Source organism: Lysinibacillus sp. NPDC093216, assembly GCF_050280325.1.
Classification (GTDB): domain Bacteria; phylum Bacillota; class Bacilli; order Bacillales_A; family Planococcaceae; genus Lysinibacillus.
The window spans coordinates 18,327-40,870 of record NZ_JBNNVB010000009.1; the positions used below are offsets into that span (position 1 = coordinate 18,327).

The 22,544-nt window shown below is 36.7% G+C and carries 24 protein-coding genes and 1 riboswitch; of the genes, 3 read left to right on the top strand and 21 right to left on the bottom strand.

The features are described 5' to 3' along the window. Positions 1-65: 65 nt before the first annotated feature. Entirely contained in the window at positions 66-608 is a 543-nt protein-coding gene (locus ACQKOG_RS12045; protein WP_370078865.1) for a GNAT family N-acetyltransferase, read from the top strand. Positions 609-780: 172 nt separating this feature from the next. On the opposite strand, the gene ACQKOG_RS12050 is transcribed toward ACQKOG_RS12045, so the two are convergent. From ACQKOG_RS12050 to ACQKOG_RS12095, 10 genes are all read right to left on the bottom strand, one after another. Continuing rightward, positions 781-1,209, bottom strand: a complete 429-nt coding sequence (locus ACQKOG_RS12050) for a DUF3888 domain-containing protein (protein ID WP_370078867.1) — start codon at positions 1,207-1,209, stop codon at positions 781-783. A gap of 167 nt (positions 1,210-1,376) precedes the next feature. Then, the gene (locus ACQKOG_RS12055) at positions 1,377-2,165 is read right to left on the bottom strand and encodes a hypothetical protein (RefSeq protein WP_370078869.1); all 789 of its coding nucleotides are present in this window, start codon (positions 2,163-2,165) and stop codon (positions 1,377-1,379) included. A 275-nt stretch (positions 2,166-2,440) separates the two neighbouring features. Further along, a complete protein-coding gene (locus ACQKOG_RS12060; protein WP_427446624.1) occupies positions 2,441-4,429 on the bottom strand; it encodes a S9 family peptidase in 1,989 nt (662 codons plus the stop codon). A gap of 180 nt (positions 4,430-4,609) precedes the next feature. After that, complete coding sequence (gene rbsK / locus ACQKOG_RS12065) at positions 4,610-5,497, bottom strand: ribokinase (protein WP_370078873.1); 888 nt, start codon at positions 5,495-5,497, stop codon at positions 4,610-4,612. 18 nt (positions 5,498-5,515) lie between these two features. Beyond that, positions 5,516-6,325: an energy-coupling factor ABC transporter ATP-binding protein gene (locus tag ACQKOG_RS12070; protein WP_402873807.1), complete on the bottom strand. Its 810-nt coding sequence runs from the start codon at positions 6,323-6,325 to the stop codon at positions 5,516-5,518. Then, the gene (locus ACQKOG_RS12075) at positions 6,318-7,184 is read right to left on the bottom strand and encodes an energy-coupling factor ABC transporter ATP-binding protein (RefSeq protein WP_370078877.1); all 867 of its coding nucleotides are present in this window, start codon (positions 7,182-7,184) and stop codon (positions 6,318-6,320) included. The genes ACQKOG_RS12070 and ACQKOG_RS12075 overlap by 8 nt, the downstream gene beginning before the upstream one ends. Further along, positions 7,181-7,924 carry an energy-coupling factor transporter transmembrane component T family protein gene (locus ACQKOG_RS12080; protein WP_370078879.1) on the bottom strand — a complete coding sequence of 248 codons (744 nt, stop codon included), beginning with the start codon at positions 7,922-7,924 and terminating at the stop codon, positions 7,181-7,183. The genes ACQKOG_RS12075 and ACQKOG_RS12080 overlap by 4 nt, the downstream gene beginning before the upstream one ends. A gap of 59 nt (positions 7,925-7,983) precedes the next feature. After that, complete coding sequence (locus ACQKOG_RS12085) at positions 7,984-8,583, bottom strand: ECF transporter S component (RefSeq protein ID WP_370078881.1); 600 nt, start codon at positions 8,581-8,583, stop codon at positions 7,984-7,986. A gap of 22 nt (positions 8,584-8,605) precedes the next feature. Continuing rightward, positions 8,606-9,568, bottom strand: a complete 963-nt coding sequence (locus ACQKOG_RS12090; protein ID WP_370078883.1) for a nucleoside hydrolase — start codon at positions 9,566-9,568, stop codon at positions 8,606-8,608. A 39-nt stretch (positions 9,569-9,607) separates the two neighbouring features. Then, on the bottom strand, positions 9,608-10,609 hold the full coding sequence (locus ACQKOG_RS12095) for a LacI family DNA-binding transcriptional regulator (RefSeq protein WP_370078885.1): 1,002 nt from the start codon (positions 10,607-10,609) through the stop codon (positions 9,608-9,610). Positions 10,610-10,927: 318 nt separating this feature from the next. Between ACQKOG_RS12095 and ACQKOG_RS12100 the strand changes: the two genes are divergently transcribed. Then, positions 10,928-12,868, top strand: a complete 1,941-nt coding sequence (locus tag ACQKOG_RS12100) for a GTP-binding protein (protein ID WP_427446628.1) — start codon at positions 10,928-10,930, stop codon at positions 12,866-12,868. A 214-nt stretch (positions 12,869-13,082) separates the two neighbouring features. Here ACQKOG_RS12100 and ACQKOG_RS12105 read toward each other — a convergent pair whose 3' ends face one another. Continuing rightward, on the bottom strand, positions 13,083-13,847 hold the full coding sequence (locus ACQKOG_RS12105) for a hypothetical protein (RefSeq protein ID WP_402873816.1): 765 nt from the start codon (positions 13,845-13,847) through the stop codon (positions 13,083-13,085). Positions 13,848-13,934: 87 nt separating this feature from the next. After that, complete coding sequence (locus ACQKOG_RS12110) at positions 13,935-14,060, bottom strand: hypothetical protein (RefSeq protein WP_370078891.1); 126 nt, start codon at positions 14,058-14,060, stop codon at positions 13,935-13,937. Positions 14,061-14,090: 30 nt separating this feature from the next. Further along, a riboswitch (cobalamin riboswitch) is annotated at positions 14,091-14,274 on the bottom strand. A gap of 500 nt (positions 14,275-14,774) precedes the next feature. Between ACQKOG_RS12110 and ACQKOG_RS12115 the strand changes: the two genes are divergently transcribed. Next, on the top strand, positions 14,775-15,164 hold the full coding sequence (locus tag ACQKOG_RS12115) for a spore coat protein (protein ID WP_370078893.1): 390 nt from the start codon (positions 14,775-14,777) through the stop codon (positions 15,162-15,164). Between the two features lie 240 nt (positions 15,165-15,404). On the opposite strand, the gene ACQKOG_RS12120 is transcribed toward ACQKOG_RS12115, so the two are convergent. The 9 genes from ACQKOG_RS12120 to ACQKOG_RS12160 form a co-directional block, all read right to left on the bottom strand. Then, the gene (locus ACQKOG_RS12120; RefSeq protein ID WP_427446771.1) at positions 15,405-15,671 is read right to left on the bottom strand and encodes a hypothetical protein; all 267 of its coding nucleotides are present in this window, start codon (positions 15,669-15,671) and stop codon (positions 15,405-15,407) included. A gap of 956 nt (positions 15,672-16,627) precedes the next feature. Then, entirely contained in the window at positions 16,628-17,302 is a 675-nt protein-coding gene (locus ACQKOG_RS12125; protein ID WP_370078897.1) for a hypothetical protein, read from the bottom strand. A gap of 263 nt (positions 17,303-17,565) precedes the next feature. Then, on the bottom strand, positions 17,566-18,441 hold the full coding sequence (locus ACQKOG_RS12130) for an SU10 major capsid protein (RefSeq protein WP_370078899.1): 876 nt from the start codon (positions 18,439-18,441) through the stop codon (positions 17,566-17,568). Between the two features lie 62 nt (positions 18,442-18,503). Then, positions 18,504-18,944, bottom strand: coding sequence for a hypothetical protein (locus tag ACQKOG_RS12135; protein ID WP_370078901.1), 441 nt, complete (start codon positions 18,942-18,944; stop codon positions 18,504-18,506). Positions 18,945-18,968: 24 nt separating this feature from the next. Continuing rightward, a complete protein-coding gene (locus ACQKOG_RS12140) occupies positions 18,969-19,247 on the bottom strand; it encodes a hypothetical protein (protein ID WP_427446632.1) in 279 nt (92 codons plus the stop codon). A 12-nt stretch (positions 19,248-19,259) separates the two neighbouring features. Further along, a complete protein-coding gene (locus tag ACQKOG_RS12145; protein ID WP_427446634.1) occupies positions 19,260-19,829 on the bottom strand; it encodes a hypothetical protein in 570 nt (189 codons plus the stop codon). Between the two features lie 95 nt (positions 19,830-19,924). Beyond that, complete coding sequence (locus ACQKOG_RS12150; protein WP_427446636.1) at positions 19,925-20,482, bottom strand: hypothetical protein; 558 nt, start codon at positions 20,480-20,482, stop codon at positions 19,925-19,927. A gap of 11 nt (positions 20,483-20,493) precedes the next feature. After that, a complete protein-coding gene (locus ACQKOG_RS12155) occupies positions 20,494-20,820 on the bottom strand; it encodes a hypothetical protein (RefSeq protein ID WP_427446638.1) in 327 nt (108 codons plus the stop codon). A gap of 800 nt (positions 20,821-21,620) precedes the next feature. After that, complete coding sequence (locus tag ACQKOG_RS12160; protein WP_427446640.1) at positions 21,621-22,532, bottom strand: tyrosine-type recombinase/integrase; 912 nt, start codon at positions 22,530-22,532, stop codon at positions 21,621-21,623. Positions 22,533-22,544 lie beyond the last annotated feature (12 nt).

Consider the following 22,544-nt stretch of genomic DNA (forward strand, 5'->3'; position numbering starts at 1 on the left):
ATAGAACCCCACGCTTTGGTGATATGTCACGTAATTTATAAAATATCGATAGAGGAGATGATTGAATGGGATATGTTCATGAAAAATTAATGATTACTACAGAAAGACTCGTTCTTAGATTATTTCAAACATCCGATGCAGAAACGGTTGCAAAGCTTTGCAATAACTATAATATTTATAAAAGTACCATGTACCTACCTTATCCATATAGTTTAAATGATGCATTATCATGGATGGAACATCATTACGATCATTTTATGGAGGATATTTCGTACGAGTTTGCTGTTACAGATAAGGAAACTGGTGAATTATTTGGAGCCATTGCATTATCGAATAATAAACATTTTAATCAAGGTGAAATAGCCTATTGGATTGGCGAGGAATATTGGGGAAAAGGCTATGCCACGGAGGCAGCACAATCGATTGTACAATTTGCTTTTGAAGAAAAGAAACTGCACAAAGTGTTTGCCCGATATTTTTCAACAAACCCTGCTTCAGGAAAAGTAATGGAGAAGATTGGCATGAAACAAGAAGGAATTTTAAAGGATCATATCATGAAAGATGGTAAATATGAGGATTTGGTGTATTATGGAATAATTAATGATTAGACCAGTTTCTCAAAAGGTGTTTTCGACCTTGTAGTTCCTTAGTGACAATAAAGTAACTCTTATTGGACTAGCTGCCAAAAAAGCCGAAGATATTGACTAGATTATTTTAAGGTTAAGTATAAAAAAATTCCGAAATTAGGGACCAAATTCAAATTTTAAACATTACAATCATTTATTTTTTCTTTATGATATTTTGCAAATGCGGTGGAAGTTCAAAAGTTTCCATGTGTTTAAATTCTTTAAGCTTGGCTTCATTTGGAGTTATAGAAAACGTTAGCTGGTCTCTTCCAACTGGGTTATGTGCACCCAAAACTGGAGTGACTTCAAGGGTTACTGAAAACATAAAACTTGTTCCTATTCTTTCCAAATCCAAAATTTTTATTTGATATGGATACACCAAAGGACTCTCTGTAAGATAATCCGAATAGTAATTAGAAACTGCTTCTTGGATTTTGGGTAATAGTAGTGAAAAAAACGAGTCCATTACTATTTCTTCTTTTGACCCTTTAGCTGGCTGATAATAATCTGATTCAGCATAAGTTAATGTTGTTGAAAATAGAAATAACAGTAAAAAACAAGGAACTAGAATAATTTTTTTCATACTTGCACCTCCTTTTTAATGTGTACTTTGTTCGTAAAAGAGTTTTCAAGCTAATGGGGTTATTGTTCAATTAGAGCAATCACTTTTTGTGCTGACAGTGCTGGTTAGTTGAAGAAGAATGATTATATAAAATAACAGATATTCAACTTACTTAATAAGGCAAAGGTTCACTCTTTTTTAGATTTTTCACGTTCATTTAATTTTTGTTTTTGTTTTAACCAAAAATCGGGTGGTTGATAACTAATTAAAGAATAATCAAGTTCAGCCCCATTCGTTGCTAACTGAATTAACAAAAACTTCTCCTTATTACTCGGGTGTATATCTGCTGTTTTAATACTTATAACCTCTACTCCTGTTCGTTTAGGTGTTCCAACAACAACAACTTGATTTCCTTTTGTATAAACATCTGTAATATTTGTTTGAAACACAACTATATACAGGTCAAGGTCTGCTTCATTTGCATCAGTTGGAAAAATAATACCTACTTCCTGTTGAAAATTAAATTCAGCAGATAACCCAATGGCATAAAAAGGGAATATACGGTGGAGAGCATAGTGTATTCGAGAAGGAATATAACTCCATCTCCCACCCGCATATGTGCTATGCCATTGTTCTTTAAATAGTGGTCTAATATAGTTCGGTTCGCTTTTTATTACTTTGAACGGAATTTTCGCTCCTTCTTTTTCCACTTCTGAAATGGGGATGTCATCGGTAGGAAATTGCACCTCTGTTACTTTTTCAAAAGGGAAAGGTGAGTCAAGAATAGTGGTAGGTTCAGGTGGTTCGAGTCTATCTAAACGTTGTTCCAATTCCTGAATTCGTTTATGTTCACTTTTGTCACTATTCGATTGCGAGAAGGATAACTCCAAAGATTTTGCATTTATGGACTTACTGTAAACAAATAAGCTTAAAATAATCAAAAAACAGATAATATAACCAATCTTTGTTTTTAACATATTCTAATCACCTCACCATATTTTCTGCTTTTACGAGTGAGCTATGCATAAGATTAGTTATTAAATGCGTTAATTGCATAAGAATTAAACAACCTTAAAGGGTCTGACTACAACAAAATGTAACAAGGCTCTCCTATTTTTATAGCAAAATTAAATAACTTTATTATCACTTTACATCTATGTTGATTATTACAAAGCATTCTCTCTCTCAAAATTACTATAAAATAAAGGTGGCCAAAGAAGTATCTTCACTTCTTTTGCCACCTATATTTATTTTATAGATATTTCACAAACCAATCCCTAATATATTCTAGTCTATTGATTCTTAACGTTGGTTTTCCGCTCCTAGAAAGTTCGTGATTGGATTCTGGGAAGCGAACAAATTTAGTTTCTTTTTTACGATGTTTCAAGGCAATAAATAATTGCTCTGCTTGTTCAATCGGACAGCGATAGTCTTTTTCGCTGTGTAAAATTAACAGTGGCGTCTCCACATTGTCCACATATTTAAGTGGCGAATGGTTCCATAGCTTCTCTATATCGTCTAGTCCCGCTTGGATTTGCCAGTCATTAAAGTAATAGCCGATATCACTTACACCGTAAAAGCTAATCCAGTTAGAAATACAACGTTGCGTAACAGCTGCTTTAAAGCGATTTGTATGTCCGACAATCCAGTTTGTCATGAAGCCCCCATAGCTCCCACCTGTAACACCGAGACGGTTTTTGTCAATGAAATCATAATGCTCCAATGCATAATCAACAGCAGCCATAAGATCATTATAATCATTGCCTCCATAATCACCACGGACTGCATCAACAAATTTTTGACCATATCCATGGCTTCCGCGAGGATTCGTAAAGAGAACCGCATAACCTTGTGCGGCAAGGATTTGGAATTCGTTAAAATATGAGTTGGCATACATAGCGTGTGGTCCACCATGGATTTCAAGAATAAGTGGATATTTCTCCCCTTCTTCATAGCCAATAGGCTTCATCATCCAACCGTTTACTTTCCAGCCATCTGCCCCTTCATATTCAACTGCTTCTGGAACAGATAATTCTCTCGACTTTAAAAAGTCTTCATTAACGTTAGTAAGCTGTTCCTTTTCACCAGTATTTAAATTCACGTAAAATAGATCGCCAGGATTTGTAGTATTGCTGATTGAGACTACCGCTTTATCATTTTTTTGATCAAGTGAAAAACCATATACATATTGATCATCATTAATCGCTGGATATAATTCTCCAGATAGATTGCCAAAATAAATAGCAGTATTTCCGTGATCTGTCACTTGGAAGTAAAAGCTTTTATTATCCTCCAACCATTGTACACGTGGAGCAACGACACCTTGTAGGAAATCACCGACTACAAAATCACCAACTGGCGCGTCAAATTCACTCGTTACACATGTCGTATTGTTATTTTCTAAATCATGAATCCATAATTTTGCTTGTGTCGCATTTTCAAATTCTCGTTCGCTGCCAACATAAGCTACGTAGCGGCTATTTGGAGACCATGAAGTTTGGTAAAACATCCCTGTTCCTTCCGTTAGCTTGCGACCATGTTTTGTCTCTAAATCCAATAAGTAAATATCACTTAAGAATGAAAAATCTAGATCCTCTGATAAGTCTGCTGTGTAAGAAAGATATTTTCCGTTTGGAGACCATGTACCAAGTTGTAAATTATGTTTACCTTCCGTAACTAGCTCTAATTCTCCAGATTCAAGATTGACGATGGCAATTTGAGAAAATTGTTCCATATCAATAAAACCGGCTGAATCTGATTTATATTTCATCTTTTCTATTTCAAGTGGTTTTAGTTCTTTGTCATCTTTCTTATCATTATCAGCTTTATCATAAATACTTTCATTTTCACCTAGCTTTACTGAGAATGCAATATTCTTACCACACGGAGACCATACAGGCGATGTCGCACCGTTTTTACAATTAGTAACTTGTTTCGCTTCCCCACCTGCTTTAGAAAGCACAAAAATTTGTGGCTTACCATGTCTCGTTGATACAAATGCGATTTTACTGCCATCTGGAGACCAAACTGGTGAATTCGTTTTATCTTCTCCAAATGTCCATTGTTGTGGCTTTTTTTCATGCAAGTTTATGTAAAATAAATTAGATACGTAGTCCTTTTTCTTCTCATCAATATGCGTCTCTACATACACAACTTCTGTTCCGTCAGGTGATACTTGTGGATCTGCCACTGATTTTAATTGATATAGATTTTCTGGTTTTATCCCTTGTTTCAATGTCATATTTTATTTCCCCTTTGTGTTGAAATTTCATTACTTAGTACAATATTTCGACACCCTAAGTATTATTCCTCCTTTTAAGAAGAATTTGTTTTTTTACCTAGCGAAGATTTTACAATAGCAAGAATACATCTAAAAAAACGTAGCTGCTTCGCAATAATTACGAAGAGCTACGGATAGAATTTATTTCAAGACTGATTGTAGGATAAGAGGCTGTGCGCCCATTTGAGTAACGACATATGCCGCAACTTTCGTGGCAAAATCGATCGAACTTCGAAGCGAATCACCCCTGCATAGTCCTACTGCTAAAGCTCCATTAAATGCATCTCCCGCACCAGTTGTATCGATCGTGTCAACGCTCAACGCTTGAACCCAGCCACTTTCTACATGGTTTATATAAAAAGAACCTTTAGATCCAAGTGTAACGATTACTGTTCCGACTCCTTTATCTAGCAATAACTTACATGCAGAGCGAATATCTTCTTCCGTTGTCGTTTCAATACCCGTCAACTGCGCAAGTTCTGTTTCATTCGGTGTTAATAATGTAATGTTCTTCAATAAAGAATCTGGTAATTTTTGAGATGGAGCTGGATTAAGGATTACGATTTTCCCATGTTGAGATGCGATTTCCACTGCCTTTTCAACTGCATCAAGCGGTATTTCAAGCTGAAGAAGGAGTACCTTACTTGAAGAAATGATAGTAGCTTCCTGTTCAATTTGTTTAGGAGTAACTAAAAAGTTTGCACCAGGAAACAAAACAATCGCATTACCACCGGCATCTGTCACTTGGATCATCGCTTGCCCAGTAGCTCCTTCCTTTTGAACGGAATCAATATAAACGCCTCTATCTTTTAAATTGTTTATCGCTTGTTCCCCGAAATCATCTTTTCCTACTTTCCCAATAAAATGAACATTTGCTCCTAGCTGGCTTGCTGTTACTGCTTGGTTTGCACCTTTTCCACCGAAATGAACACTATGAGACGCACTGTGAAGTGTTTCACCTTTATTTACAATGTAGGGAACACGATAGACAAGATCTATATTAATGCTTCCGACTAATGAAATATCCATGCCAGCTATCATCCTTTCTTAAAATCTCTTTTTCTTTAATACGGATAATAATTGACCTTTTGTCATGATTCCTTTCTCCAAACCCAATATGTTGGCCATTTTAGCAACTGCAGGTGGCTTTAGCATACTTTCTTCTAATATCGCATGATTATAAAAAATATGTTCCGAAACATCATCTGCAATAATCCTACGATTTGCCATTACTACAATTCGAGAGAAATAATTCGTGACAAATTCCATATCGTGTGTAATCGCAATAACAGTCTTTCCCTTTCTCTCCAATTCGTCTAAGAGCACACTTAATAAATCTAATCCGACACGATCCTGTCCAGCTGTCGGCTCATCTAAAATAATCACATCGGAATCCATTGCTAAAACCGAAGCAATTGTAACAAATTTACGTACAGAATATGGGAGATTATAAGGATTTTCTTGCGAAACATTACTAATTCCGCATAATTCCATAGCCCAATCCGTTAGCATTGCTACACGTTCTGGATCAAAGCCCATATTTTTAGGTCCAAACTGTACTTCTAATTCTACATTATTGTGGAAAATTTGATCGTCCGGGTTTTGAAATACATAACCAACCTTTCGAGATACTTGAGCTGTCGTATAATCTTTTGTATTCCAATCCGCAACATATACCTCACCTTCAGTTGGCTTTAAGAGGCCGTTCATCAATTTTACTGCGGTTGTTTTTCCGGCCCCGTTTTGTCCAATAATCGCTAGACGTTGACCAGCCGGAACCGTAAGTGTCAAATTTTCTAATGCTTTTGTTCCATCGGGATAAGCGAAACTAACGTTTTTCAGTTGAAGTTCAGTCATAAGCACTCTCCCCTACACTTGCCCAACTTATGCTTTCAGGTAATTCCTCATCGCGAATTGGAACATATTTTAAATGAACTCCGTCTTTTTGTAAATTTAGAGCGACCTCGGTTACATGAGGATATTGAATGTTATATTCCCCATATCGTGGGTCCGCAAAAACTCCTCGAGTCGGACCTTGTAATACTATTTCTCCATTATTGAGGACAATTAGATTGTCCGCATATTCAGCAATTAAGTCCATTTTATGTTCTACTAGGATAATAGTTTTTCCCTGTTCTTTCATGAGACGAATGATATCAAATACATGCTCTGTTCCAATTGGATCTAACTGAGATGTTGGCTCGTCAATGACAAGAATATCGGGATTCATGACGATGATCGAAGCAAGTGCAACACGTTGACGTTGACCACCTGAAAGTCCCATTGGATGCTTTCCTCGTAAATGTTCGATTTTTATAAGCTTTAATATTTCATTTACTCTGTCAATAATTTCATTTTCTTCTACACCTAAATTTTCGAGACCAAACGCTACTTCGTCAAAGACAGTATCTTTTACACCTGATACTTGGATGAAAGGGTTTTGAAAGACATATCCAATTTTTCCTCCTAATTGTCCTAATTGATATTCTACTATTCTTTTATCATCGACAATAACGTCCCCTTCAAGGTCTCCTTTATAAAAGTGTGGAATGAATCCTCGTATGATATTACATAGGGTCGTTTTACCGGAGCCATTATTGCCAATAATGGCTGTAAATTTCCCCTTTTCAATTTTAAAAGACGCATTTTTTATGTTCCAATCATCACTAACTGGATATCGATATGAGACATTTTTCATTTCAATGATAAAATTCATGTGAGGACCCTCCAGAACACCAAACCTACTAAAATGATCATGTAGACGAATGGCAAAATTCGATCAGCTGTACTTTTTGTTAGCTTATGCAAGCTAGTCTTCTTTGTTGGAGCAGAAAAAGCTCTCGACTCTAAAGTAATTGCTCGTTCTTCAGTACTTGATATAGATGATAATATGAGAGGAGTTAAGGTTGGGATAAATGCTTTCGCTCTCGTTAACAATGATCCTTCCGTTTCTACCCCACGTGTTTTTTGGGCATCCATAATTGTGTTCGCATGGCGTCGCATTTCAGGAATAATTTGCAATGTTGATAAAACTACATAAGCTCCCATTGGAGGGAGGCCTGCATCTTCTAGCGATTTTACGAAGTCACGAACATCTGTCAAACGGAAAAATAATATAAAGGCAGAACCCATCGCCAGAATGCGAGACGTAAGCGTTAATCCATAATCCAAACCTTCCTCAGTCCACTTAAATATTCCCCATTGTCCCATCACATGATCACCTGGATAGAACAAGAGCTGCATGAAGAAAATGATGATTAGTAAAAATAACAAAGCCTTCATGACAGTACCCAAAAATTCTTTCACAATGCCTGCAGCGGCAGCTATAAGAAGTAAAATTGGGAAAACTAGAAATGAGAATATAAACTCGGGAATAATAAGAACGGCAGCTGATACAAGTAATGCAAAGAAGAATTTAGTCATTGGATGCAACCGCTGAATGAAATTTTTCTGCACGACGAACCCTCCTCAAAAAAAGTAGATCTTTCCGCTCAGGCAGAACGGAAAGAGTTCAATTATCGGTCTTCACGTTTCATATACAGAGTCCCATAATTCATTTTTGATAAATAACGATCAGACATTTTTCTTACAATAAAGTAAACGATTAGAGCCGATACAACTTTGTCCGCAATTTCAAAGATAAAGGATGAAGCGAATACGGCACTCCAAATTTTTTGTCCTGAAGCAAGGAATGTAGCTGTAAGAATAGATCCTGTACCTCCAGTAGCTCCTCCAAAAACTAACACCGTAATTGGAGCAGATACAATAACAGCAATAAAAGTAATCACAATACCGGAAATAATCGTTTTAGGAATATTTTTAAACATTCCTCCTTTAGACAAGTATCCTACCCCTATTCCAATCGCCACAGATGTAATGGCATATGGAAAATACGTAGGATTAAAAATACCATTTATAAGGTTTGTAATTAATCCAGCAAGTAATGCAACCCAAGGACCAGCAACGACCCCGATTAATATGGTTCCAATCGTATCAAGAAAAATAGGGAGCCTTAAAACGTTAGCAATTTGAAAACCGACAATATTCACTGCTACACCAATAGGAATAAGAAGCATAGACATCATATTAAAGTCATCTTTAAAACTACGTTTCATCTTGGTTTCCCACCTTTTTTAATTATTGACTGATTTGACGGCCCATTTTTGCAACCGCTTCCATAAATTGATTAACAAAGGCTTCACGATTGACCGAGTGCAATACTTTTACATTACGAGGTTTTCCGGAACGGTGCATATAATCTACAACGGTCGCACCAGCAGTGTGGCGCCCTTCTGTCTCAACCGCTACAAAGCAATCTTCTCCTTCAAAAAGTTCTGGCGTGACAACATATGACACAGCACATAGATCATGCAAACGAAACCCATTTTCGAAATCAGTTTCTTGGAAATCATTATTTTTTGCATTTTGTATATAGAAGCGAAGCATTGCGCCAATTTTTTGTGATAAATCTGTCCCCATACTTTCAATTTGATGTAACTCTTCCATATTGACATACGCTTTATGAGTAACATCAAGTCCGCTCATGATAATAGGAATTCCTGAACGATAAACGATATCGGCTGCATGTGGATCAACATATACATTAAATTCTGCAAAAGGACTCATATTGCCAGCTATAGCTGCACCACCCATATACGAAATATAGCTGATTTTTTCTTTTACTTCTGGATGAGCAAGCAGCAATGCTCCGATATTTGTAAGTGGTCCAGTTGCGATTAAAACAATCGGTTCCTCACTTTCAGTTAAAACATCTATTAAAGCATTTATGGCTGTTCTATCACTTTCGAGTAAATCCGGCTTCGGTAAAATGACTTCTCCTAACCCACTTTCCCCATGAACATCATCAGCAACCTCCAATTCACGGAAGAAAGGATGATCAAACCCCCTTGCGATTTCAATATTTTGTTTCATGTAGCTTGTGAATGCTCTAGCATTGTAGACCGTTTTATCTTGCGTTTGATTTCCTGGTTCCGTTGTAATTAATTTTATATCCAGATCATCTCGGGAAAAGGCTAATAATAACGCCATAACATCGTCAATTCCTGGGTCACAATCAATAATCACTGGTATTTTTTTCATCAATTTCACTCCTCTAGTTCATCTACATTTCTTGATGTTTTATGGTGCTGTAGTGCTTTCACGTACTACCAGAGTCGGGTTAAACATAACAGATTGCGTTTCGTTATTTTCAAGTTTTTGTATTAATAGCTTTACTGCCTCCCTCCCCATAAGATAAGTATCCTGACGAATTGTAGTAAGCTTTGGCATTAATGCAGATACTAACGGAATGTCGTCAAAGCCTATGATGGATAAATCCTTTGGTATATGAATTCCAAGCTCGTGAGCCATTCGGTAAATACCGAATGCCATTACATCATTAAAGGCAAATATAGCCGTCACTTCTTTTTTCCTCAGGAGATCTTTGGACTTTTGGTATGCCTTTTCCATCTGAAAATCCCCTTCAATAATATGTGATGGTAAAAGTTCAACGCCTGATTCAGACAGCGCTCTTTTGAAACCTGCTAAACGTTCATTAGACAAAGAAAGAGAGCTTGGTCCAATCATGCATGCTATCTTCCTATGACCGAGTTCTACTAAATGTATTCCTGCTAAATATCCACCTTTATCATTATCTATATAGACACTGGAATGTTTTTTTTCATTCTTTCCTCTATCAACGAGAACAAAAGGAATCTTTGCACGTGATAATTGCTCTTCATCCGATGGCTCCAAATAATCTTTTGCCGAAAAAATGATACCATCTACCTGCTGTTCCTCTAATAATCGTAAGTATCGCTTTTCTTTATCAGATTGATCATCAGAATTACAGATGATTAAGCTATATTCTCTTTCATTCGCTTCATCTTCCACCCCCCGACATAATTCAGGAAAATATGGATTAGAAATATTCGGAATGATTAATCCGAATATCTTCGATCGCTTCGTAACTAGACCACGAGCAAATTGGTTTGGCTGGAAATCTACCTCTTCCATTACCTTAAGTACCTTTTCACGTGTCTTTAGGGACATTCCCTCCTCTTTTTCATTCAACACTCGCGAAACAGTGGTAATGGAAACACCCGCTTTTTTCGCAATATCTTTAATGGTCCATCGTTTCATAATCTTCACCTACCATTACTATAAGATCACACTTTAAGAAAACGTTTTACGAAAACGTTTTCTTAATTACCATATCACGGCATAGATTTATTGTCATTATTTTTTCAGAAAAATCAGAAAATTATAGTTTCAGTGGCATCTTTATGGACTCCCCATTTACAGTTGCTGCACAGCATCGAATTTGCACCCATACGTCGTATTTAATTTTGTTGCAAATAATATTGATAGCCTAGTACATAAACACTTTATTCGAAATATTTTTCTACCCAATTCTGTTACAATATTGATATACGAATTAATAGAAACGAGGATTTTTTTATGCATGTAACAATCGGGGTACTCGCTCACGTGGATGCAGGAAAAACAACATTTTCTGAGCAGTTACTTTTTCATACAAACAGTATTCAAGCACGTGGACGAGTGGATCACCAGGATACATTTCTAGATAATCATGAGCTGGAGCGTCAGCGAGGCATTACGATTTTTGCAGAGCAAGGTCGCATGACGATTGGGAATGATACATATACGTTAATCGATACACCCGGACACGTAGATTTCTCTCCAGAGATGGAACGTGCCATTCGGGTTATGGATTATGCCATAATTATTGTTAGTGCGGTTGAAGGACTCCAAGGTCATACGGAAACAGTGTGGCAACTTTTACGCCAATATCACGTCCCAACCTTTTTCTTTATTAACAAAATTGATCGTGAAGGGGCAAATGTTGAGGCCGTTATGACAAAGCTTCAAAAGGAGTGTTCTGAGGATGTATTATTCGTAGATGAACCGCTCCGTTCGGATTATGTTTCAACTCACGTGATGGAGTGGCTTGCTGAACGTGATGAGCAGCTTCTCGATGCTTTTCTTAATGAGACTTTAGATAGCTCTAACTGCCTTACTCATTTACAAACGATGGTTAAACAGGAAAAGGCCTTCCTATGTTTTTCTGGCTCTGCTTTAAAAGATATTGGAATAAAGGAATTCTTAGCACAGCTCCCTCTACTTACAAAAACACATTTTAATAACAATGCTCCGTTCCAAGGTGAAGTTTTTAAAATTCGTCATGATGGGCATCAACGTTTAACTTTTATTAAGGCATTGCAAGGGACGTTACATGTGCGTGATGAAATTTCTTTTGGAGATGAAACCGAGAAAGTGACTGAGATTCGGCTAAACAATGGCAGCCGTTATGTAACAGCACAAGAGGTCGAGGCTGGAGAGATTTTCGCAGTAAAAGGGATTAGCGAAGCAAACATCGGCGATATCATTGGTTATTCAGGTAACCCGCAGCCCTATGAGTTAGTACCGACTTTGCAGGCAAAAGTACAATATGAAGGCGATCAGCATATAAAGGAAGTTCTAAAAATTTTCCGCACACTTGAAGCAGAAGAACCATCATTACATATGCTATGGCATGAAAAATTCCAAGAAATTCATGTACATATTATGGGTGTCATCCAACTCGAGGTTCTTATCGATGTGCTTAACAAACGCTTCTCACTAGACATTTCATTTAGCGAACCACAGATTTTATATATGGAAACGACTGCAACAACCGTGACCGGCTATGGTCATTTTGAACCTTTAAAGCATTATGCAGAAGTACATTTATTGATGGAGCCAAATACCCGCGGTACTGGCAACACATTTGTTAATGCATGTCATGCGGATGATTTATCGGTTGGGCACCAACGACTCATTGAAAAACATCTATTCGAGCGCGATCATCATGGGCTATTAACAGGATTCCCCGTGACAGATATTCGCTTCACTCTCTTAACAGGACGCGCCCATATTAAACATACAGATGGTGGCGATTTCCGAGAAGCAACATTCCGTGCATTACGGCAAGGGCTGGAGCAAGCAGAAAATGTATTACTGGAGCCGTATTACCGCTTTAAACTTAAAGCTCCAAGTGATTTTATTGGCCGCATGATGACCGATATTCAACAAGCTGCTGGTACATTTGATGCGCCAATCTTAACTGAACATGATGCGATTATAACTGGTCGTGCCCCTGTCGCAACATTCATGAGCTACAGCACAACCTTTGCCGCCTACACTAATGGTAAAGGCGTACTTTCTCTACAATTTGATGGCTATGATGTGTGTCACAATACAGAAGACATTATTGCACAAATTGGCTACGATAAAAACGCCGACCCCGAATATACATCTTCTAGTATTTTTTGTGCAAAAGGCAAGGGTTACTCCGTCCCATGGCATGAGGCAGAGGCGGCGATGCATTGTATTGACTGAAATCATAAAAACAGGACATGATTTGTTAGAATCATTGTCCTGTTTTTTTATGTTTCTTGGGGATTTACTATACTATTGCGGGGATTTGACTTCCTTCAGCGGGTATTCTACTCCCTTTCGCGAGTATTTACTCTCCTTCCGCTAGTATTCTTGCTCCGCGCGGGTATTTGCTCTCCTTCCGCGAGTATCCATCTTCACCCAGCACGAATTTAATTCACAAAGCTTGTACTGTTTTCTGCGCTGGCTTGACAATGTGATATGAAGGGTCCACAACAATGTAGCTATGGGAATTAGAAAAATCAATTAAAACCTTGCCAGGTCGACTTTTCAAAAGTTGTAAATTATCAATTAATTCCAGCAATAGTTCATGACCGTTACCACGTGGGTGCCAGTTTAAATGATATTCATTTAGTTCTTTCACAGCTTTTAAAAATTGATGATACTCGCGCTCTACAAAATTAATCAGTTGTTTGTTTTTATGAGCTACCTGTGATAAATCCTCTAAATATGTTTCATAAAAGCGCATTACTATCGAGCACAATAAATCATTGACCCGGGCAGCACTTAATATTGGATTAGGAGCATGGGAAAGTCGCTCTAAATTTGGTTTTGCACGAGTCGAGTCAATGCGTGTAATTAAATGATAATGCTCATCATTCACCTCATAGACAATTGGATTTGTCGGCATATACATCATAAAACTATTTGTTTTTGTTTTAAGCTGATCTGTTATATTCGCCTTTGCAAAAAGGTGCCCATTAAAACTTTCATTTTGTATCCAAATAATATCTTTGTTATATAAAATTTGCTCAAATAATCGTTCATTACTAATTAGTTTGCTAGCTATTAATTGATCAACAAGTGATTCTATAACCATTCTTGTTGTAGCTTTTTTAGTAACTTCAGTGCGGGGCTGCTTACAAATTTTCATATCTAAATATTGTGATTCCTGTGCTGTACATACATGAATATTCGTCATATGTGTATCCTCTTTTCGTACATATTTTCAAAACGGAAGTCATCAGTAAAAAAAGGATTTCCCATTAACGCGAGGAAATCCTTCATTCTATCTTTTTCGTTCATCATATAATGTCAAACAATGCCCAAATATGAAAGAATTAGCTCGATGTCTAATACCTTCTTTTCTAGGCGTTTGACGTACAGTGACGAACAGAGCATTCTGTTTTGTCAACATGCCACCTCCTATTCCTCGTAGGGTTATGGTGTGTACTCATAATAGGCAGGTATCCTGACTCATGATCATCGCTACTTTTCTCCTTCCCGTCGTTAAACAGTGGTCTATGAAAAGTCGCTCACATTTACAGTTGCGGGACAGTGTCGGATTTGCACCGACTTCCCTTTTGGCGTTATCAAGAGATAAACGCACCTATTATTTATTAATATTAAATTGTAATTTAACACACTAATTCATGTAGAGTAGATATTCCTTTTGTATTTCTGGTTTAAATTGTAATATGTATTCTAGTATTTGTCAAAAGACAAAAAGGGCTATCCCAAATTAATGAGATAACCCTATTAATTATTCTAATTTTCCCGAACATGACCGCTGTAAAATGTTTCGGTTAGGTAGTTTTTTTTGTAAGGCAAAAATTAACCCTTGTGTGAATCTGCGTATGCAAATTGGATACGGAGGTTATCTATGCATAAACCATAGCATTACACTCCGAATCTTGTTACTAAGGGTCACTCCTATCCCAAGTGACCCTTTTTATAGTTTCTTTACTTAAAAGTACCCTATAGGATTGACTTCGGTCTAGAAACAACATGTCTAATTATACGTATTGAAAAAATAATATTTACTATATCTTCACTCCACCTTCCTTTTTGTCCAAACAACTATATTCGATATGAATAAAATGTTGTTAGAAGAGGAGGTGAATATAAAATGGCATCATTTGAAATTGGAGCAAGAAGTCTTTTCAACTTTCGAAACGAACGCTTTTTCCTATTAGTTGAAGATGAAATTACAATTCCAGCCCAAGGTGTAGAGATTGACCCAGTTAATATCTATGAGATTGACCAACAAACTTTCAACTTTATCAGAGATGAAGGAGATACACCTGTGATTCGACCAGTTATTAAACTTCCAACTGTACCACCTGGATTTAAATTAGAACGAAAATGTATTTTTACAGTAGATAATGCATACTACGTAATTTATGATTTAGAAAATGGAACAGATAACAATGTTTTATTAAGAATCGGTGCAGCATTATTTAACTCCTTGAGAAATGCTGGTGTTCGTGAATGTGTTCCTCAAGATTTCATTAATTAATAAAATATCCAACCTTTAATAAAATTATTATTCATCATATTTAAATTAATGTTCAGCAAGATTCCTCCTTCCTTGCTGAACATTTTCTTTAAGATATTCATTAAATAATAGTTATGAAATTTATAGTTTCACTTTGGTATTTCTGTTTAAAGTCACCTTCTACTTTTTCTTGTTCAACTAAACTGCTCCGCTGAAGAGCAACAGTCTTTACGAAAACACCCAAAATAAAAAAAGGGCTACTTAGCGCCCTTCTCTTTGTAATCTTTCTGCTTCTTTGTATAGGTCATGTTTAAACTCTGCTTCTTTCATATCTCGCTTGTATTGCTCCCAATCTTCTACCTCGTGTTTATTACTCTGATTGCGGTAACATCTTTCCTGCTCTAACAGCCCATCTCCGGATGATTCCATACAATTACTCACTTTAATATACTGTTTTGCTGTAAAGTAACTTATAAAGATAACACCTATTAGACAAATAATAATATTTACTTTCATTTTATTAGACACTTTCAATTTCTCCACACCTTTCTCCATAATCCATTATATATGGAAACATAAACCTATACTAGTGGAGAATAACCATATCTAAACACCTGATAAGTAGAGTACATTTTCTACTATTTTTTACGTAATTGCATGAGTACTTCCGTCCACTCTATACATTGTATATAGTGCCTTTTCGCTCTCGTCTACTGTAAGGAACCACATTTCACGACTAATATTGCTAGTCGTCAAAAATTGTTTCTCGAATCTGACCCTTATAATGTAAGGATGAGGTAGTCGTCTTATTATGACGAGTGGTAATACATTCGTCTACGTCTACATTTTTAATCATTCTACTTGCATTCATATAGTCCATCTTCTGTAAGGAAATTCTTCGGACGATTATCACCGCTTATTAAGCGGAGACCTTTTTCTTCTTCATCTACTGAGTTTAACATCTTACTTACATTTGACCTGCACTAAGGATTGTTGAGTTCATCTTTTCGTCAGCATCTACATTTCACGATTTTGACCTGAGTGCGATAGTATCGCCTTCAATGCGTAAGGATTGTTTACGCATGATTCATATCTGGTGTCTTTAATTTAGATACCCTTGTAAGGTGGTCGTGATTTGCTACTACCTTTCCCCACTTGTGGAGACCTCATGCATACAATGTTTGCATCAGATAAGGCACCTAAACATTGTTTAGGTCTGAGGTAAGGATTGTTTCCCTCAGTTAGTCGTGGAAGTTTTCCTAATCTGTCGGGAAAATTATTCCTATCTGCATGTACTATTAGTACGTTCAGCCACCGACCAATTATGGCGGTCAGGTATTCTGATTAACATTTAATAAGTAGAGAGTCCGAAATAGTCCAATTTTTTCGCGTGTGTGTAATCAAAATAGGTAATTTGACGATTTTTTTAATTGGGGTAATTGCTCAACAACCGCTTCTAGTTTGGGATTTCACTACGAATATAATTATCTGTCCTTTGGGAATCCATTAGGCGCACTCGAATCTTTTACGGAAACATTCAAGAGTCCATTCTTAAGCCGTCTCGCCTCTATTACTTTGAACCAGTGACCATTAACACGTATCTCTGTATTTGTCGTATAGATTTCCACATTCTCTTTTATATCCCTAATTCTAAATTCATATCTATAATCGAATAAGTTAATTGCTTGGTTTGAATCGACACTGATATTAGTTTCCTTGCGCTGTACTGCATACTCTAACCGCTTCAATTTCCATTCTTCCTTATAGATAGGACGGTCTAAGTCATCCCTACCTGTTTCCTTTTTCTCTAATAACCAATACTCTAGCGGAGCATTACAATACTCAGCAGTTGATTTGTATTTGCTATGACGTTTGTTAGGGTTAATAGGACTGTTACAATCGCTCATAGTGACATGATTATCATAACATTTTCTGTCACCATGCAACGCTAAATCAACAGCGATATGCTTACGTATATCTCTATTAATCATATAGAATCCCTCTCTAGTTACATAGCAATTTTGCTCATACCCGAATACTTGGTTGAGTATAGATATACTTGCTTGTGAGTCGAGGTCATCAGTTCCTACTACGAAGTAACCTTCTTGTTTTTCTTTACTCCATCTTGGAAACTGGTTGTATAAAGTTGTGTCCATCATATTAATTGAGTTCCTCTTTCTTCTATTATTTGTTTAGGATGTATTGTCTATATTTCTGTAGTTTGATTGTGTCTAGTGCTACCTTTTCATTTTCATGTAATGATAGTAGTGAAATTGAGCAACCTATATACTCCGACAATTCCTTAAGCGTGATTTTCTTTTTACGTCTCATAATTAGTAGTTCCATGTAGAGGTATCCTTTCACTCAAATATTTGAATCAAAAAATAAAAGTAAGAGAGGGATAAACCCCCTCATACCTTAGTTATTCTTGAATTGCTTCCTCAGTTAGTAATACAAGAGCATCTGGAGAACCTACACGTAATGTAGTTTCAGCGATTACCATTGCTTTGTTAGAGTCACCTGTTTTAGCAAGTGCCTCAACTTGTGCTTCACGTAATGGAGCCAGTGAAATGTAAGAATCGTTGAATAGAATCGCTTCTTGCTTACCTACGTCACGAGAAACCATGATGTTAACATTGCCGTAGTTAGTTACGTATACAGACACTAGAGAACCGAAAGTAGTTTCTTTTTGTATGTAAGTTGTAACGCCTGCTAATGCATCGTCAAGCATTTCTTTATAAGCAGGAGATGCTAATAGATAGAACTCTCCACCGTTAACGCCTGCTGTGAATAATTTCTCCATACCCTCTTTGATTAATTTAGTAGGATTGTTTGTGTAAGTAATCTTGTTACCTGCTTCAATCCAATTAATTAAACCTTTCATTTTACGAGGGTTACCAGTCGAGCCATCGTCAAAGATACCTTTGATTAATACGCGCTCAATTTCTAACTTCATTTCTAGTAAACGGTCTTGAATTTCCTCAGTGAAGCGACCATTTTTCATAGCGTCCGCTGTACCAGAGATAGCAACCGCACGAGCAAAGATTTGTTGAACATTGCTTAATGTACGACGGCGAGATTCTTGGAACTTAGTAATGTCCGCCCCTTCTAATAGGTCAAAATCTGTATCTGCTGATAACTTTTTCTCTAACCATTGGAATAGTGTAGAAGACGCATTCTCGAAGTTACCTTTACTCATTAATAGAGTTGTAAGTGGCGTTTGTTGTGGTGCTAATACTGCTAATTCTGCTGATACGCTAATAGTTTCTACTGCTTGGAAATCATTACTTTTAAACATAAATGTATTTCTCCTTTGGGCATAATAGCCATTATATTTGTGTGATTATATTTAACTAGTTCTTATTTGCCGAACCAGTTTTTAAACTTGTGACCAATCGAAGTTTGAACGTCACCTTTTGATAATGCCTCTTGTACAGCGTCAACCGCTTCACCATTCATTGCTAATGGCTTATATGAGTGTTTAGCAAGTAATGCGTCAACAACCGACTGTAGATAATCTAACTTGTCAGTACCTTCTAACTCGCCTAAACGGTTAATATCTGCGAATACTTCTAGACCACGCTCTTTTAACTGAGCATCGAATAGTTGTTTTTCTAACTGTGCCTTAATTTGTGCAATTTCCTGCTTCTGAGTTTCTAGGTCATTATCTAGTCCCTCTTGTGCCTTCGCTTGCTCTTCTAAATTCTCAGCAACATTTTCCTCAACAGGTTCATTAGTCGCCTGCTCTGGTGTTTGTTCACCTTCTGTATTTACTACTTCTAACTCTTCTTGGTTTTCCATAGGATAGATTCCCCTTTCGTATAGTTAAACAAATGCTACTTCTACAAATTGTCTACACAGCACTGGTAAGTTCTCATACATCCCTTTGAACTCAAAAATGTAATTGTCCCTACTACTATGCGTGTAGTCGTAAAAGTAAATATTGTCTTCTTGCTTAATCCCAGATGACTCGATTGTGACAATCACATTCTCACGTTCATCATATATAGTTAAAGATATATTCATTGGCTTGATTGTATTGCCTTTGTAATCTCTAAACTCAACTATTAATCTCGCTGTATCATTTCTGAAAACTCTCGACATACTATCAACTCCTTACAATATTCTATAGATACTAGATTGTGTTGTTCTGCACTCGATATTTGAGCGACCTGTTATAATACCCGTATAAGCATAAACAGGCACGTTACCCAATGAAGGATAGACAACATTACTGAGTAGCGTTACACGTCCTAAGTCAATTGGAAACGACCTTAAAACATTTCTCAGCAACTTATAGTTCGTTGTCGCTTTACCTAACTTGAAAGTAGAGTTAACCTTCTTCAATCTAACTTTATACGTATTAACTGTGACGATAGTTTTCTTAGCAGTAACGAACATTCTAGTAGAATAATGTAGTGAATCCTTTGTAACTGCTTTCCTTGCTGTTACAGTTTTAGATATTGCCTTTCCTCTACCTCTAGTAGCGGATACAGTACCTTTTTTCGCTTTGATAGTGCCTCTAACAGTAATCTGTTTACCAGTGTCACCGCTAAAGTTTTTTAACGTTGGATACTGTCCAGAACTGTGATTCCAATCAGTTGATAAAGGTATCTGGTTTGGGTCTTTTAACTGTGCATCTGTAACATAAGTAGCACACCCTTTTGAATGGTCAAATTGTGGCAAATCCTTATCAAGTACATAAACCTTGTAGAAGAATAGCGAACCATCTGGAATATGACCGAATATACCGTCTGACTTAACGCCTGCTGATTGTCCTGTTAAACACCATCTGAGAAAGAATAACCTGCTACAGCAGTATTGACAGATGAGAAGAAGCCAGTATTACCAGTACCGCCTTTAACTGTTACATTAATCATCCTAATGTTCTTAACCTTGAATGTTCCTGTAAGATTACGAACTATAGAAGCAATAGGAGTATTCTCTCCAACGTCTACAGAGCAGTTAACAAATTCTACGTTTTCTAGTGTGGCACTTCTTACATCGCCAACAATAGCAACGGCACGAGATGTAGCACCAGTAGCAGTTGATAGATTGATATCTTGAAAACTGATATTCTTTAATACTGCGTTAGGATACAAATGAGGCACCATACCAACATTACTAAGATGTTGATAGTTGACGTTCTTAACGGTGTATCCATTACCATTAATAGAACCAGTAAATTGTCTTGTGATATTGAACGATGACAAATCGTAGCCAGTGAAATCTATATCATTACCTAACTTAAAATGCTTATCCAGTTGTAGGAATATCTCCTTGTAATCATCTGGAGTAGAAATGATATATGGGTCTTGTAAAGTTCCTTGACCTAACATCTAACCACCCCTTACACAGAAGGAATGATTAGTTCAATTTCAATAGTTAATGTGTCGTTATTGTTCTCATAAGTGAATACTGCAAACGTAACTTCTGCAATAACATCTGTAGAAGTACCAGTTTTGTAAATCTTGAATCGGTCTACTTTCTTACCAGTTAGTGAACCGTCTGTATTGTCTGCTAAGACCTTATATTTAACCTTTCCGCCTTCAACAGTGATATCAACATTTGTATATCGTTTAACTTCTGCTGTAGCGTTAGCGATTGCAACCGCTTTATAGGTATTCTTCATGTACTCTCGTAAATCACCGTATGCATAACTTGTAATTTCAGCCATTAAAAACACTCCATTTCATTTTTATATTGGTGGTATGTATATATTTTGTATTACGTTTATATGTATTAGAAAAAGGAGCCAGTGTGACAAGCACTAGCCCCTTAAGAGGAACCTATAATATGACAACCAATCATATCCTAAAGACACACTTACAACCACGAAAGTATGCCTTATCGGTCTCACAACCGACCGTACTAGAAAACTAGGAGAAATAAACTAGTACGAGGAGAAATTATTATGAAAATAAAAACAATCAGACATTACTATCAGTGTATAACTAGGGGTTTATTGGCACATAAACATATACACTGAATTGCACATCCGATTAATAATCGGGTTCCCTTATTGCAGATTTACACCCCTTAGAGCCACAAGGGATGCGAGCATTTTAAAAAAAGTACCGTCTCAACCCTTGGTATGACTGAGGTCTGTAGAATCCGAAAGCGTAACAATTTGAATAGGTAGCCAGTGGGAAACTAAAACATGGCAAGCAATAACAACACACTGTAACTCTTCCTATAGCCGAAGATAGGAACCCAGTAGTATCAACGGTTCATCAACACTATTGCGACAATTTCGAGTCAAAAACTACCATTCAAATATTTGAGTGGGTATCAAAAAAATACCTTCTACTATATAAGGCGTTGGGAAGCCAAAAAGTTGACCTGTTTTGACAACTTATTTTTAACCATCTACTACCATAGGGAGCAACCTTTATATAATGTATGGCTTTCATACCACAATTTTTAAACATAAAAATTTAGACACAAATAAAGGAGGTAGCGTTATGCTACCCCCTTCTATATTTCTATGTTATTCAATGGATTGTATTTCTCGTTTTGTTCCTGTAAAGCCATTCCCCACATTGAGGTATACTTTTCGGTCATGCTGATATTAGTATGACGCAAAATGCGTTGCAAACTAAATGGGTCGCCTCCCGCAAGAAGATAACGCTGTGCAAATGTATGTCTAAATGTGTGCGCTGATAATCTCACGTCTTTAAATCCTAGCGCACTTTGTAAACCCTTGAAGATACCTTTACATGCTTCATATGACAATTGAACTCCAGACCTGTCTACGAATATATACTCTATATTAGAATTAAAATATTTCTCTTGGTACTTCTTCCAATCCATTAATTCTTCATACACTTTTTTAGACAATGGCACTGTTTCACTCTTTCGACCTTTCCCAAATACTGTGATATAACTATTAGTTACATCAGACCACCGAAGTCCCTGCATCTCTCCCAAGCGTATACCTGTCCCTAGCAAGAGTTTGATGGCACAGGTATTCCTCACACTTGTAAATTCGTGGTCTTTACGTTTTATACGTCTCAAGTATCGGAGCATCATACGAATATGGAAATCATTAAAAACTTCTATACGTTCATCTGTCTGTTGTTTCTTTAGTTTGAGGCATGGATTGTGTTCTATAAATTCATTTTCCATAAGATGATTAAAGAATGCTCTTAGATGTTTAATTTTGTTATTGATTGTATTTGAACCATTACCTAGTTCATTTTTACAATATGATAAATATAATCGTAGTGTATTCGTAGAGACCTCTTCTATATCTTGAATGTTATTCTCCCTCAACCATTCTAACCATCCCTTAAAGAAACTTCTGTAATTGGTGATAGTGTGTTTACTAACATTCATCAATTCTCTTTCATCCATAAAATCTTGTACAGCAAATTTAACTAATGTCATAGCGATTCCTCC